At 73.2% G+C, this 13,494-nt stretch carries 11 protein-coding genes and 1 pseudogene; 6 read left to right on the forward strand and 6 right to left on the reverse strand.

Annotated features, from left to right (window positions below):
• Positions 1 to 208 precede the first annotated feature (208 nt).
• Positions 209 to 1,396: a cystathionine beta-lyase gene (gene metC / locus ASF39_RS19905; RefSeq protein WP_055881951.1), complete on the forward strand. Its 1,188-nt coding sequence runs from the start codon at positions 209 to 211 to the stop codon at positions 1,394 to 1,396.
• 34 nt (positions 1,397 to 1,430) lie between these two features.
• On the opposite strand, the gene ASF39_RS19910 is transcribed toward metC, so the two are convergent.
• From ASF39_RS19910 to ASF39_RS19925, 4 genes are read right to left on the reverse strand one after another with little or no spacing between them, the layout of a single operon-like run.
• Positions 1,431 to 2,027: a pyridoxamine 5'-phosphate oxidase family protein gene (locus tag ASF39_RS19910; protein ID WP_056287094.1), complete on the reverse strand. Its 597-nt coding sequence runs from the start codon at positions 2,025 to 2,027 to the stop codon at positions 1,431 to 1,433.
• Positions 2,024 to 2,359, reverse strand: a complete 336-nt coding sequence (locus ASF39_RS19915) for a lipid-A-disaccharide synthase N-terminal domain-containing protein (RefSeq protein ID WP_056287097.1) — start codon at positions 2,357 to 2,359, stop codon at positions 2,024 to 2,026. The genes ASF39_RS19910 and ASF39_RS19915 overlap by 4 nt, the downstream gene beginning before the upstream one ends.
• Before the next feature lie 4 nt (positions 2,360 to 2,363).
• Positions 2,364 to 3,116 (reverse strand): glycosyltransferase, encoded by a 753-nt coding sequence (locus ASF39_RS19920; RefSeq protein ID WP_244472486.1) that lies wholly within the window; start codon positions 3,114 to 3,116, stop codon positions 2,364 to 2,366.
• Positions 3,113 to 4,849 carry a glycosyltransferase family 39 protein gene (locus ASF39_RS19925; protein ID WP_056287099.1) on the reverse strand — a complete coding sequence of 579 codons (1,737 nt, stop codon included), beginning with the start codon at positions 4,847 to 4,849 and terminating at the stop codon, positions 3,113 to 3,115. The genes ASF39_RS19920 and ASF39_RS19925 overlap by 4 nt, the downstream gene beginning before the upstream one ends.
• Positions 4,850 to 5,242: 393 nt before the next feature.
• On the opposite strand from ASF39_RS19925, the pseudogene ASF39_RS19930 reads away from it, so the two are divergent.
• Positions 5,243 to 5,923, forward strand: a pseudogene (locus ASF39_RS19930) (DJ-1/PfpI family protein); the annotation flags it as partial.
• Between the two features lie 103 nt (positions 5,924 to 6,026).
• Here the strand turns inward: ASF39_RS19930 and ASF39_RS19935 are convergent.
• Complete coding sequence (locus tag ASF39_RS19935; protein ID WP_056287103.1) at positions 6,027 to 6,842, reverse strand: hypothetical protein; 816 nt, start codon at positions 6,840 to 6,842, stop codon at positions 6,027 to 6,029.
• Between the two features lie 384 nt (positions 6,843 to 7,226).
• Here ASF39_RS19935 and ASF39_RS19940 point away from each other — a divergent pair, with 384 nt between their 5' ends.
• Both ASF39_RS19940 and ASF39_RS19945 read left to right on the forward strand, forming a co-directional pair.
• Positions 7,227 to 7,610, forward strand: coding sequence for a DUF3307 domain-containing protein (locus ASF39_RS19940; RefSeq protein WP_055881969.1), 384 nt, complete (start codon positions 7,227 to 7,229; stop codon positions 7,608 to 7,610).
• Between the two features lie 148 nt (positions 7,611 to 7,758).
• The gene (locus ASF39_RS19945; RefSeq protein WP_056287104.1) at positions 7,759 to 9,066 is read left to right on the forward strand and encodes an O-antigen ligase; all 1,308 of its coding nucleotides are present in this window, start codon (positions 7,759 to 7,761) and stop codon (positions 9,064 to 9,066) included.
• A 7-nt stretch (positions 9,067 to 9,073) separates the two neighbouring features.
• Here the strand turns inward: ASF39_RS19945 and ASF39_RS19950 are convergent, their stop codons facing one another.
• Positions 9,074 to 11,221 carry an adenylate/guanylate cyclase domain-containing protein gene (locus tag ASF39_RS19950; protein ID WP_162240612.1) on the reverse strand — a complete coding sequence of 716 codons (2,148 nt, stop codon included), beginning with the start codon at positions 11,219 to 11,221 and terminating at the stop codon, positions 9,074 to 9,076.
• Between the two features lie 213 nt (positions 11,222 to 11,434).
• On the opposite strand from ASF39_RS19950, the gene ASF39_RS19955 reads away from it, so the two are divergent.
• Together ASF39_RS19955 and ASF39_RS19960 are read left to right on the forward strand one after the other, a co-directional pair.
• Positions 11,435 to 12,748: an EAL domain-containing protein gene (locus ASF39_RS19955; protein WP_056287113.1), complete on the forward strand. Its 1,314-nt coding sequence runs from the start codon at positions 11,435 to 11,437 to the stop codon at positions 12,746 to 12,748.
• 8 nt (positions 12,749 to 12,756) lie between these two features.
• Positions 12,757 to 13,410: a FecR family protein gene (locus tag ASF39_RS19960; protein ID WP_056287116.1), complete on the forward strand. Its 654-nt coding sequence runs from the start codon at positions 12,757 to 12,759 to the stop codon at positions 13,408 to 13,410.
• The last annotated feature ends 84 nt before the right edge of the window (positions 13,411 to 13,494 follow it).

A 13,494-nucleotide genomic window follows, 5' to 3' on the forward strand; every position in this document is an offset into this window, starting at 1 on the left:
CGAGCCCTCCTTCGGGGCCCCGGCGCGGCGCCGCGGCACGCGGTCGTCGAGGGGTTGGATCGGCCAAGGGCGATGTCCGCGGTCTCGTGATGACGACGGGGCCATTGCGAAGGATCGCGCCCTCGGGTCAACCCCCGCGGGTTGACGCCGCAGCCGCGCACGGGCTGTGATCGCACCGCAATACCCCCCTCGCCCTGCCTCGGTGACGATGTCGAACACCCCTCCCCGCGATCCCGGCCGCTTTGGCCGCAGCACCCGCCTGATCCATGCGGGCCGCGACCCCTCGGCCCAGCACGGCTTCGTCAACACCCCGATCTATCGCGGCTCGACGGTGCTGTTCCCCACCTACGACGACCTGATGCACCGGCGCGGACGCTACGACTACGGCACCAGCGGCTCGCCGACGATGGATTCCCTCAAGGACGCCTGGAGCGAACTCACCGGCGCCGCCGGCACTGTCCTGACGCCCTCGGGGCTCGCCGCGCTCACCGTGGCGCTGATGAGCGTGGTGAGCGCGGGCGACCACCTGCTGGTGACCGATTCCGCCTACCGCCCGACCCGCCTGTTCTGCGAGGGCGTGCTCAAGCGGTTCGGGGTCGAGACGACCTATTACGACCCGCTGGTGGGTGCCGGGATCGGCGAGCTGATGCGCGAGACCACCAAGGCGGTGCTGGTGGAGGCGCCGGGTTCGCAGAGCTTCGAGATGCAGGACGTGCCGGGCATCGCGGCGGTCGCCCATGCCCGCGGGGCGGCGGTGATCATGGACAACACCTGGGCGACGCCGCTGTTCTTCCCGCCCCACGAACGCGGGGTCGACATCGCCGTGGAGGCGGGCACCAAGTACCTCAGCGGCGGCTCGGACCTGCTGCTGGGCCTCACCTCGGCCAACGCCGCGCACTGGCCGGCCCTGCACCGCACCTTCGAGCATTTCGCCATGTGCGCCGGGGCGGAGGACGTGTTTCTGGCGCTGCGCGGCCTGCGCACCATGGAACTGCGCCTGCGCGAGCACGAGCGCCAGGGGCTCGCCATGGCGCGCTGGCTGCAGGCCCGGCCGGAGGTGCTGCGCGTCCTCCACCCGGCCCTGCCCGACGACCCCGGCCACGCGATCTGGAAACGCGACTTCTCCGGCTCGTCCGGCCTGTTCGGGGTGATCCTCGAGCCGGTCCCCACCGCGGCGCTCGCCGCCCTGCTCGACGGGCTCGAATTGTTCGGGATGGGGTTCTCCTGGGGCGGCTTCGAGAGCCTCGTCATCCCCTTCGACTGCAAGACCTACCGCACCGCCACCCGCTGGGAGCCGGGCGGCCCGGGCCTGCGCTTCCATATCGGGCTGGAGAACCTCGAGGATCTGCAGGCGGATCTGGATGCCGGGTTTGCGCGATTGCGCGCGGCGATGTGAACGAGAGATCTCCTTCGTACAGTGGCGCCGGGCCTCACGGCACCAGCCACCGCCCGTCCCAGCCCGCCCCATCGCGAAAGAACCCGGCCCGGCGGTGGCCGCGCCGGTCGAGGTAGAGGAACTCCAGGGCCTCGGCCCGGACCTGCACGGCGCAGAAGTTGGCGCGGCCGAGGGCCACCGCCTCCTCCGCCTCGGGCAGCGTGTAGGCATCGCCTTTGGGAATCGTCGCACCCGGGGCCGGGACGGTGCCGTAGCAGACCCGGCTCATCGCGATCGCGCCGGCCCAGGCGGCATCGGCGAGCGCGTCGTCGGTGTGCAGGCGGGCCTGACCGGACACGCGGATCTGGATCTTGGTGTCCCTGTCGTAGGCGTGCAGCGCGGCAAAGCCGGTGGCGGCGATCTCGTCGGCCTTGCGCGAGCGTCGGTCGCAATGGAAGCGCAGGGTGCCGGTTTCCCGGTCGGCGGCGCGCAGCACCACGGTGCGCACCTGCGGCCGGCGCTCGGCGTCCACCGTCGCCAGCGCCGGGGTGTGGAAGCCGCTGCCCGCCTTGCGGGCGCCCTCCCCCAGGAGCCGCCACAGCTCGGCGAGGCTGGCGTCGAGGTCGTCGTGGAAGGCGGGCAGCGGCGTCACGGGGCCTTCGGCGCTCTGCCCCGGCGCTCGCGCACGATCAGCGCGACGTTGCGCAGGTAGATCAGGGTCGAGAGGCCCTGGCCGAAGATGATCACCGGCTCGCGGCGCACGAAGCCGTAGACCAGGGTCATCAGCCCGCCGGCGATGGAGAGGAACCAGAACGACATCGGGATCACGCTGCGGCCGGCCCGCTCGCTGGCGATCCACTGAAGGACGAAGCGCGAGCCGAACACCAGCTGCGCGGCGAGCCCGAACACCAGCCACAGGTCGAAGCGGGTGACGAAGACGTCGTAGACGTAGCCGCCCAGGTCCTCGGAGAGCTGCATCAGCATGGGGTCATCCCTCCGCCACCGCGGGTGCGGGGCGCCGGCGCCGGATCAGCCACCAGACCCCGGCGAGATCGAGGAGCCCGACCCAGAGCCGGTCGAACAGGCCGTAGTTCGAGCGCCCGGTGAAGCGCGGCCGGTCGACCACGTCGCGGTGGACGACACGGTAGCCCTCGCGGGCGACCAGCGCCGGCATGAAGCGGTGGAGCGCATCGAAATACGGCAGCGCCCCGTAGACCTCGCGGCGGAACACCTTGAGGCCGCAGCCGGTGTCGCGGGTGTCGTCCTTGAGGATGCGCCCGCGCACGCCGTTGGCGATGCGCGACTGCAGCGTCTTGAGGCGCCCGTCCTTGCGCCCGACGCGCTGGCCCTGCGCCAGGCCGACCCCGGCGCCGCCCGCCTCCAGGGCCGCGAACAGGGAGGGGATGAAGGCGGGGTCGTTCTGGCCGTCGCCGTCGAGGGTGGCGACGACGGGGCTGCGCACCACCGCGATGCCGCTGCGCACCGCCGCCGACTGGCCGGCGCTGCGGGCGTGGCAGAGCACCCGCAGCCAGGGCCGGCCGGCCCGGGCGGCGGCCAATGCTGCGGCGGTGCCGTCGGTGGAGCCGTCGTCGACGTAGATCACCTCGAACGGGGCCAGGGGGGCGCAGGCCGCGCCGATCTCCGCCACCAGGGCGGCGATGTTGCCGGCCTCGTTGCGGACCGGCACCACCACCGAGAGGCGCAAGGACCCGGATTCGGGCAGGGCGGGCAGCACGCTCACGGCGTCACCGCATAGGCGGAGAGGTCGACCCGGCGGCCGGTGTTGAGGTTGAAGCCCGAGACCTGCCCGACCACGGAGACCTGACCGCCCGCCAGGTCCCTCGCCCGCGTCGCCTCGAGGTCGCCGGCGTGGCGGCCGTCGACGAAGACGAGGCGGCAGCCGCCGGCGGAAAGGAAGTCGCGCGCCTCGGCGCCGGTGTTGAGCATGGTCAGGTCCGTGCCGATGAGGAAGACGAGGCTCGGCTCGCGGTAGCCGAGGCTGGCGACGGCGGGCCGGCAGGGCAGGCGATCGCGGATGGCGGCGAGCCGGGGGGAGACCTGGAGCGCGGCCAGCGACGGCTGGGTCAGCCCGAGCACGCCCGGCACGAGCAGGACGGAGGCGAGGACGCCGAGCATCATCGCGCGCTCCCGGTGCGCCCGCACCAGCGCCCCGGCGCAGGCGACCGCGACGAGGCTGGCGGCGGCGAGCGGCGCGAGGCCGGCCCAGGGGACCACCCGGTCGAGGTGCCAGGCGACCCCGACGAGGCCGGCGCCGAGCCCCACCGGGATCAGCACCACGAGGGCGGCGGCGGCGGCGTGGCGGATCCGGCCCGGCAGCGTGCCGGCCCGCCAGGGGTCGAGGGCGGCCCCCGGCACCAGGGCCATCACCGCGAGGAGCGCCACCGACGGCATCACCGGCAGGAGGTAGTGCGGGAGCTTGGTCGGCACCGCCTCGAACAGGAGCCAGGCCGGGACGATCCAGGCGAGCAGGAAGGCGGCGGCATCGGTGCGGCGGTTGGCGAGGGCGAGGGGCAGGCCCAGCGCCGCGAAGGCGGCTCCCGGCCAGAAGGTGGCGAAGAACACCAGGAGGTAGGTGCCGGGGGGCGCGCCGTGCTTCTCGGCGGCCCCGCCGACCTTGGCGAGCATGTCCTGCCCCACCGACGCGCTGAGGAAGGCGCCGCCGCTCTTCCAGACGATGGCGACGAACCACGGCGCCACCACGACGAGGGTGAGGGCGAGGCCGAAGGCGGGCCGCAGCGCGCGCAGCCAGGCGCCGGAGCGGTGGAGGAGGCAGAGCGCCACGGCGGGCAGGCCGACGAAGAGCGGCACCATCGGCCCCTTGACCAGGATGCCCACGGCGACAGCGGCCCAGAACAGCAGCACCGTGGCCCGGTCGAGGTCGCGCCGGCCGCGCCAGATCCAGGCGCGGGCGAGCCCGCCCATGGCGGCGGTGCAGCAGGCGGCGAGCAGGGCGTCGGTCTTGGCCAGGTGCGCCTCGGCGCAGAGCATCAGGCAGGTGGCGAACAGGGCGGCGGCCAGCACCGCCCCGCGCCGGGCGAGGAACACCAGGGCGGCCCAGTAGCTCAGCAGCGCCGCGGCCAGGGCGCCGAGGAGCGAGGGGATGCGGTAGAGGGCGATGGTGGTGCGGGCCTCGGGCACGCCCAGCGCCTCCCCGGCCGCCACCGCGGCGGCCTGCGCCCAGTGGATGCCCACCGGCTTCTTGTGGCGGGCCTCGGCCTGGAAGCGGATGTCGACGAGATCGCCGGTCTCCAGCATCTGCTTGGTCGCCTGCGCGAAGCGCGGCTCGTCGCGGTCCATCGGCTGCAGCGAGACCAGGCCGGGCAGGAAGCAGGCGAGGCAGAGGGCGAGGATGAGCGCGCAGGCGTTGGCGTGGCTGCGGGCACCGAAGGCGAGGACGGTCTCGGCGAACCGGAAACGGTCGCCTCGGGTCCGGTCTGCCGCGGGACTGTTCATGGCGGGCGGATCATCGAGGCGGCGGCCGTGAAGGCGGGGACAAGCGCGGCTCCGGACCGGCGCTGCCGAAAAGCGTCCGTGTCGGGGAAGGGCGTCCGTGTCGGGGATGGCCGGGGGAAAGTCAAATTCGGCGCCTCTCCCCTCAGGGCGATCGGGTGAACCCGATCGCCCTGTGTTTTTGCCGGGCCTCGAGCGCCGGCGGCCACCTCCGCGGCCTTGGCTATCGCTGCGCTCGATGCTTTGCAGGACGGATGTCCTACAAAGCCTGCTCCGCGGGGCGCTCTTCGCGCGCCGATGGTCGACGATCGGGTTTCACCCGATCGTCCTGCCTCTCCCCGCCACGCCCCGGCCGGGGTAAGGAGGGGCGAGCGCCGCGCCATCACGGAACCCGCCATGAGCCGACAGATCGACACCCTGCAGGTCGGCCTCCTCGCCTTCCCGCGCGTGCAGCAGCTCGACCTCACCGCGCCCTACGAGGTCTTCGCCTCGGCCGACGGCATGCAGGTGCATGTGGTGGCCGCCAGCCTCGATCCGGTCGCCAGCGCCACCGGCCTCGTGCTGATGCCGACGACGACCTTTTCGGCCTGCCCGGACCTCGACGTGCTGTGCGTGCCCGGCGGGGTCGGGGTGAACGCGCTGATGCAGGACGAGGCGACCCTGGCCTTCGTGCGCCGGCAGGGGGCCCTTGCGCGCTACGTCACCTCCGTCTGCACGGGGGCGCTGGTGCTCGGGGCGGCCGGGCTTCTGGAGGGGCGGCGGGCGACCACCCATTGGGCCGCCCTCGACCTGCTGGCGGCGTTCGGGGCGGTGCCCGTGGCCGAGCGGGTGGTGCGCGACGGCAACCTCGTCACCGGCGGCGGCGTCACGGCCGGGATCGACTTCGCCCTCACGCTTGTGGCCGAGCTGATGGGCCGGGCGGAGGCCGAGCGGGTCCAGCTCGCCCTCGAATACGCCCCCGCCCCGCCCTTCGACGCCGGTACGCCGCGGACGGCGGGCGCCGACGTCCTGGCCGCGGCTAGGGGGGGCCTGGCCGCGAGCCGAGCCGAGCGCGAGCGGATCGTGGCCGCCATCACGGGCCAAGTCACAGGCCAAGTCACAGGCCAAGTCACAGGCCAAGTCACAGGCCAAGTCACAGGCCAAGTCACAGGCCAAGTCACAGGCCAAGTCATCGGCACGGTCACGGATACGCCAGCGCCCTGAACAGCACCCAGCCCGAATCGGCCGCGCGCTGCTCGGTGAGGCAGGCCCAGGCCTCGTTGTCGGGTAGCGCCCGCAGGTGGGCCGACCGGAACGGATTGCGCCCCTCGCGCGGGATCGGAACGGCCGCGTGGGTCGCCGCCAGGCGCCCGGCCAGGACGTCGAGGCTGCGGGTCCCGCCGACGACGTGGTTCTCGACGACGATGTCGGCGCGCGCCAGCGCGGGCGTTTCGGCGGGGTCGAGCACCGCGAGTTCGGCCCCCTCGATGTCGACGAGGACGAGGGCCCGCCCCGGCTTTTTCGCGATGACCGCCTGGAGGGCGGCCGCCGTGGCCTCCTCCCTGAGGTCGAGGCTCACGTGGTTGAGCGCCGCATTCGCGCGGATGACCGCGCGCGAGGCCGGATCGCGCTCGAAGGCCACCACCGGCAGCGGCGAGGCGAGCGCCATGCCCACCGCGAAATAGCCGTTGGCGGCGCCCACATCCACGAACACCCCGTAGGCCGAGAGATCCCGCGCGAACAGGGCGGCGGCGACCTCGCGCTCGTAGTCCCCGAGCAGCATCGCGATGCCGTCGTGGCCCCAATGCGCCGCCCGGCCGAGCCGCAACCCGCGGAACGGCCCGTCCTCGACGACCCCGCCCGTGGCCGCGTGGATCGCCGCCAGGTGTCGGCCCTTCACCAGGGCGACGTGGTTGTAGAACAGCGAGGTCGAGACCGCCTCGAACAGCCGCGCGGTGAGGCGGTTGCGCGAGACCACCGCCGTCACCGCCTTCAGGCTCGACCTGAGCACACCCATCGCCGCCCCTCCCCGCACCGGGTCGATGGTAGAGCACCATCGGCGACGTGCGATAACGCGGCGGGGGTGAAATGATGGGGACGGATGCTGCGGGCGATGACGGAGGGGGCGGTTTTGAGGGTGTCGCTGCGGCCGGGGGGCGAGCCCTCACCCGGATGGCCTCGCGCGCCCTGCCCGCGCCCTGCCCAGGACGATCGCGCCGCGCCGATAGGTTTCGCAGCGCCCCGAGGCGAACCCGGCACGCCCGCACCGCATGATCGCCGAACCGGAGCGATCGACGCTCTGCCCGCGAGAGCCTGGCGCGGGGCCGAAGAACCCGATTTCCCTTGCCCCCATCATGCTCTAGAGCCGTCCCGAACGAGGTCGGCGGGGAAACATGCGTCCATGATCCTGGTCCCCGTCTGGACCGTGACGGCGCTCGCCGCCGTCATGGCGGTCAAGCACTACCTCGCCGACTTCCTCCTCCAGACCACATGGATGGCCCGCGGCAAGGAGGGGGCGCGGGGCTGGCTGCTGCCGCTCGCGGCCCATGCCGGCTGCCACGCGGGCCTGACGCTGGCCGTCGCCCTCGCGGTGGCGCCGCACCTGTGGTGGCTTGCTCTCGTGGACTTCACGATCCATTTCGCGGTCGACCGGGTGAAGGCGATCGTCGGCCGGCGCACCGCCCTGGTGCCGTCGCAGGCGCCGTTCTGGTGGCTGATGGGCTTCGACCAGCTCCTCCACGGCCTCACCGATCTGGGCCTCGTCACCGCCTTCCTGAGCCTGTGATCCGTCGGGCCGCCCATATCCCGGCACGTGGTACGAATTCCGCTGGACACCGCCGGTACGGCGGAACGGGGCCCGACCCCGGCACGCCCGCGTGCCGGACCGGGACGGGCCTCGCGACCGACGTCCCGGACCGGGAAGGAGTGCGGACATGAGCACGGGGATCGCGCGCGGCGCACCGCGCACGGCAGCGGCCGACATCCCGGACGCGGTGCGCATCGGGACGATGGTGCTGATCCTGCTGGTGATCCTCGTCGGGCCGAGCCCGTTCCAGGACCGGACCGGCACCTACCTCATCGAATCGGGGGCGGGCGGCAACCTCCTGACGCAGGTCCTCTTCCTCACCATCGGCGGCGCGGCCGGCCTCGTGATCCTCCACCGCGGGCTCGGCGTCCTGCGGCCTTTGACGACCGCCCCGGCCGTGGCGACGCTGGCCTGGTTCTGCCTGACCACCGTGACCTCGGTGGACCCGGCCACCTCCGGGCGCAGGCTGGTCTCGCTCCTGATCATGCTGATGGCGGCGGCCGCGATGCTGCTGCTGGCCCGCAACCTGCGCCAGTTCGCCCTGACCCTGGGCGCCACGGCCGCCGCGATCACGGCGGTCTGCTACCTCGGGCTGGTGCTGGCGCCGAACCTGTCGATGCACACCGCCGGCGACCTCACCGAGCCGGAGCACGCCGGCAGCTGGCGCGGGCTGTTCGACCACAAGAACGGCGCGGGCGCGACCATGGCGATCTTCGTGTTCGTGGGCCTGTTCTGCCGGAGCGTCGGATACCGGATCCTCGGCACCGCCCTGGCCGTGGCCGCGGCGGTGTTCCTGGCCTTCACCGCCGCCAAGTCGTCCTCGGCTCTGATGCCGACGGTGCTCGTCCTGTCCTGGCTCTGCACCCTGTCGGGGGCGGGCTGGTGGCGGGCGGCCGTGATCGTCGGACCGGTCGCGCTGCTGCTGGCCGGCACCGTGGGGACCGTGCTCGTCCCCTCCATCGAGGCCGTGGTGGCCTCGGTGCTGGGCAGCGCCAGCTTCACCGGGCGGACCGAGATCTGGGGGTTCGCCCTCGACAACATCGCCAGGCGGCCGATCACCGGCTACGGCTACGGCGCCTTCTGGGAGAGCGTGTTCTACGGCGGCGGCGGCGAGGGCGCGAGCTGGGTCAACGCCATCAAGAGCGCGCACAACGGCTACCTCAGCGTCGCCCTCGACATCGGCCTGCCCGGCCTCGCCCTGACCCTGTGGTGGCTGGTGCTGGCGCCGCTGCGCGACCTGCAGGCGCGCGGGCGCGGCATCGATCCCCTCGGGATGCTGTTCCTGCGGCTGTGGCTGTTCGTCCTGACGATCACGGTGTTCGAGACGGCCCTCTACGTGCCCACCAACGGCCTGTCCTTCCTCATCGCGCTCTCCGCCTTCGGCCTGCGCTACCGCGCCACAACGGGTCTGGTGGGCGCACGCGCGTCCGCCTGATCCGGGCTCACGCGGCGATGCGCAGGGAGCGGTCGCCGGCCCCGATCCGGCGGGCGTGCAGGGCCACCACCGCGTCCTGCGGGCGCTCGGCGTGGAGCGCCAGCATCGCCTGCGCGCCCGCCTCCTCGCCAGCCGCGAGGCGGTCGAAGGCATCGCGGTAGCGGATCTCGAAGGCGGCCTCGCACACCGCGGGCGCCGGCTCGAACACCGGCACGCCCTGGGCCTTGCCGCGCAGCATCAGGGTGCCGATCGGCCGGAAGGCGCGGCCGGGGCAGCCGGCCACGGTGCTGCCGGCGATGCAGATGCGGGTACCCAGCGCCTTGTTGGCCGCCTCGAGCCGGGCCGCCGTGTTGATGGCGTCGCCGTGCGCCGTGTAGTCGAACCGGCGCGCGCCGCCGAAGTTGCCGACCACCGCCGGCCCGGTGTTCACGCCGATCCGGGTCTTGCCGAAGGGCACCCCGGCCTCGCGCTGAGCCGCCGAGAACCCGGTGGCGAAGGCATCCATGGCCAGCGCGCAGGCCACCGCCCGCTCGGCATGGTCGGGCTGGTCGAGGGGCGCGTTGAACATGACGTGGACGGCATCGCCCACGATCTTGTCCACGGTGCCGCCATGCGCCATGGCGACGCCGCACAACCCGTCGAGATAGCCGTTGAGCAGGGCGACGAGGGATTCCGCCCCCCGGGTCTCGGTGAGGCTCGTGAAGCCTTCGAGGTCGGTGAACAGGAACGTCATGGTCCGGGTCTCGCCGCCGAGCTTGAGCGCGCCGGGATCGGCCACCAGGGCCTGGACGAGGTCGGGCGAGAGGTAGTGGGTGAAGGCCTGGCGCAGGTGCAGGGCATCCCCCTCCGCCAGGAGGTGGCGCGTCAGGATCGCCGCGGAAAAGCTCAGCCCGACCACGAGGCCCGGCAGGGTGGCATCGACGAGGAGGCCGGCCCGGACGTAGGCGAGCCAGGCGCCGAGGCCCAGGGCGGCGATCGCCAGTCCCGTGAGGCCGGTGGCCAAGCGCAGGCCCAGGGCCGCGGCGGCCAGCGCCGCCGCGAGGGCGAGACCGGCGGCCGCGACGATCTCGACGCCCCCCGCCCAGGCCGGACGGTCGAGGGTCGCCCCGGTGAGGATCTGCTCGAGGGCCTCGGCATGGACGTTGATGCCCGGCTCGTAGGCGTTGAGGGGCGTGGGCCGCAGGTCGCCCAGCCCGACGGCGCTGGTGCCCAGGAGCACGATGTGGCCGGCCACCGCCTCGCGGGCGGCGGCATCGGGCTGAGGCTGCATCAGCCGCCAGGCCGGAACGGAACGCTCGCGCACGCTGCCGCTGTGGTGGAGCAGCAGCGCGCCCTCGGCGTCGAGGGGGATCTCCAGCGACCCGACCCGGACGGTGAATCCGGTGACGGCGCCGTCCGGGCCGCCGTTCTGCTCGGTGCGGACCCGGACGGTGTCCTCGCCCTGCGCCACCCGCAGCGCCTCGAGGGCGAGGGAGGGCACGAGGCCGCCGCGCAGGGACCCGAGGATCGGCAGGCGCCGCACGATCTCGTCGCGCCCCGCCGCGATGGTGAAGCTGCCGTGTCCGGCCGCCGCCCGCTCGAGGAGCGGGATGTTGGCGATGACCCCGGAGAAGCCCGGCAGATGCGCGGCCGGATCGGGGCCTAGCACCGCGAATCCGGGCCGGGCCGGGGCGGCCGCGCCGTTGTCGGCCGGCAGGAGGCCGTAGCCCGAGACCACCCGGCCCTTGGCGAAGGACGCCGCGAGGGTCTCGTCGTGGTCCGGCAGGCGGTCGCCCGCGGCATCGCCCTGCCAGCCGTAGCGGGTGCGCCAGGTCTCGGCGAGGGTGCGCGGCGAGGTCCGGTCGGGCTCGGCGAAGACCACGTCGAGGGCGATGGCCGCCGCACCGAGGTCGCGCAGGGTGTCGACGAGCCCGGCCACGGTGTCGCGGGACCACGGCCATTGCCCGTGTCGCGCCAGGGTGGCGTCGTCGATGTCGACGACCCGCACCGGGGCCGGCGTCGCGAGGGTGCGGGGCGCGGCCCGCTGCAGGAGGTCGAAGCCGGCCAGGCGCAGCCGCTCGAACGGATCGGCCAGGGTCGCGCGCAGGGCGAGCACGGCCAGGAGCGCGGCAAGGCCGGCCATCACCGGAGAGAGGCGTCTCAGTCCGCGTCGCATCGCCAACGGGATCCTCATGGAACGGAACGCGGGCGACCCGCGCCTCGCCCGGCACTCTGGCAAGGCCGGATGAACGAATCGGCCAATGCCGCGAGCCGCCGCGAGGCGTATCCGAGCAGGTGGCACGAGGAGGGCGGAGAGGTTCGCTTAAACTTCTTCTGACAAAGGTTTCCCCGTCGCCCTGTCGCGGGCTGCGAGGCGCACCTTACGCCCATGCCGGATACCTATGCCCGCCTCACCCTGCCGACGGGATCGGTGCTGTTCGAGGAGGGCGAGGTCGGCCGGGCCGCCTATCTCGTGATGGACGGCGAGATCGAGATCTTCCTGCGCCGCGAGGGCGGCGAGGTCAGGCTGGCGACCCGGGGGGCCGGCGAGATCGTCGGCGAGATGGCGCTCCTCGACGCCGGCCCGCGTTCGGCCTCCGCCAGGGTCGCCCGCGACTGCAGCCTGATCCCGGTGACCGACGACCAGATCCAGCACCGCATCGCGCAGCTCGACCCGATCCTGCGGATGTGCCTGGGCGTCGTCATGGCCCGCTACCGCGACATGCTCGCGATGGTGAACCGCACGACCCTGCCGCATCCCGAGCCGAGCCGGGCCGCCGCCGCCGCCGACCAGCCGGTCCATTCGACGCAGATGCAGGCCGCCATCGGCCAGCTCGTCATGGAACGCGAGCTGCGCCGCGCCCTCGACGAGGGCGAACTGGTGCTGTTCTTCCAGCCGATCGTGCGGTTGGATTCGGGCCGGTTCGCGGGCTTCGAGGCGCTGATGCGATGGCGCCACCCCGAACGCGGCCTGATCCCGCCCCTCGCCTTCATCCCCGTGGCCGAGGCGAGCGGCCTCATCGTCGAGATCACCCGCTGGGCGCTCGCCGAGGTCGGCCGGGTGATGCCGGAGATCATGCTGGCGGCCCTGCAGAACCCGCAGGCCATGGAGGGCGTGCCCTTCGTCAGCGTCAACGTCTCGGGCCACGACCTGGCGCTGATCAGCTTTCCCGCCATGGTCGCCGAGATGCTCGCCACCAGCGGCATGGCGCCCGAGAGCCTGAAGCTCGAGATCACCGAGAGCATCCTGATGCAGGACCCGCGCGCCGCCGCGGACGCCCTCACCCGCTGCCGCGACAGCGGCATGGGCATCGCCATCGACGATTTCGGCACCGGCTATTCGAGCCTGAGCTACCTGAGCACCCTGCCGATCACGACCCTCAAGGTCGACCGCGCCTTCGTGCAGGCGATGCTCGGCGACCCGCGCAGCCGCAAGATCGTCCAGACCATCCTGCGGCTCGCCGACGAACTCGCCATCCCGGTGGTGGCCGAGGGCATCGAGATCCCGGCCGAGGCCGAGGCCCTGACCGCCATGGGCTGCGCCTTCGGCCAGGGCTACCTGTTCGGCCGGCCGGTGCCCCTGGCCGAGACCCTTGCGCTCGTCCGCACCGCCGGAACCCGCGCCCTCGCCGGCCCCCCGACGGCCCCCGACGGGCCTGCCCCTTCGTTCCTCGCCCCCCCTTCGCTCGCCCGGACCGGATAGCCACCCCGATGATGCCCTCCCGCGCCACCCTGCCGCCCGCCCTCCTTCCTGCCCTTCTCGCGGTCGCATCGACCCTGTTCGGCCCGTCCGCGGCCGGGGCCGCCACCGTGGTCGGCCGGGTCGACAAGGTCGAACGCCAGGCCGTGGCCGTGGTCGAGGGCCAGCCCCGCGACATGACGGCGACGGGCCCGGTCTATTTCAGCGACATGATCCGCACCGGGGGCTCCTCGCGCCTGGAGGCCAAGCTCAGCGACGGCACCGTCCTGACGCTCGGCGAACACGCCAAGCTCACGGTGGACGAGTTCGTCTACAAACCCGAGCGCCAGGGCGGAAAGCTCGGGATCACGGTGGCGCGCGGTGCCTTCCTGTTCGTGGGCGGCAAGATCGAGGGCCCGACCGGGGGCAACGTCGCGATCCGCACCGCGGTGGGGACGCTGGGGGTGCGCGGCACCACGGTCTGGGGCGGCCCGATCGACGGCGGCTTCGGCGTCCTCGTCCTCGACGGCCTCGTGACCGTGAACACCCCGCGCGGCCGCGTCACCCTGCGCAAGGGCGAGGGCACGATGGTCTATTCCGGCCGCGCCCCCCAGAAGGCCGCCCCCTGGCCGGAGGACCGCACCAAGCGGGCGGTGGCCACCATCAGCTTCACGCCGGGCCGGTGAGGGCCATGAGAGGCTGAAGGACTTTTGAGGCTGAAGGACTTTTGAGGCTGAAGGACTCGTGAGGCTGAAGGACTCAGCGAACGC

The sequence above is a fragment of the Methylobacterium sp. Leaf108 genome, assembly GCF_001423265.1.
In the GTDB taxonomy this organism is placed as follows: domain Bacteria; phylum Pseudomonadota; class Alphaproteobacteria; order Rhizobiales; family Beijerinckiaceae; genus Methylobacterium.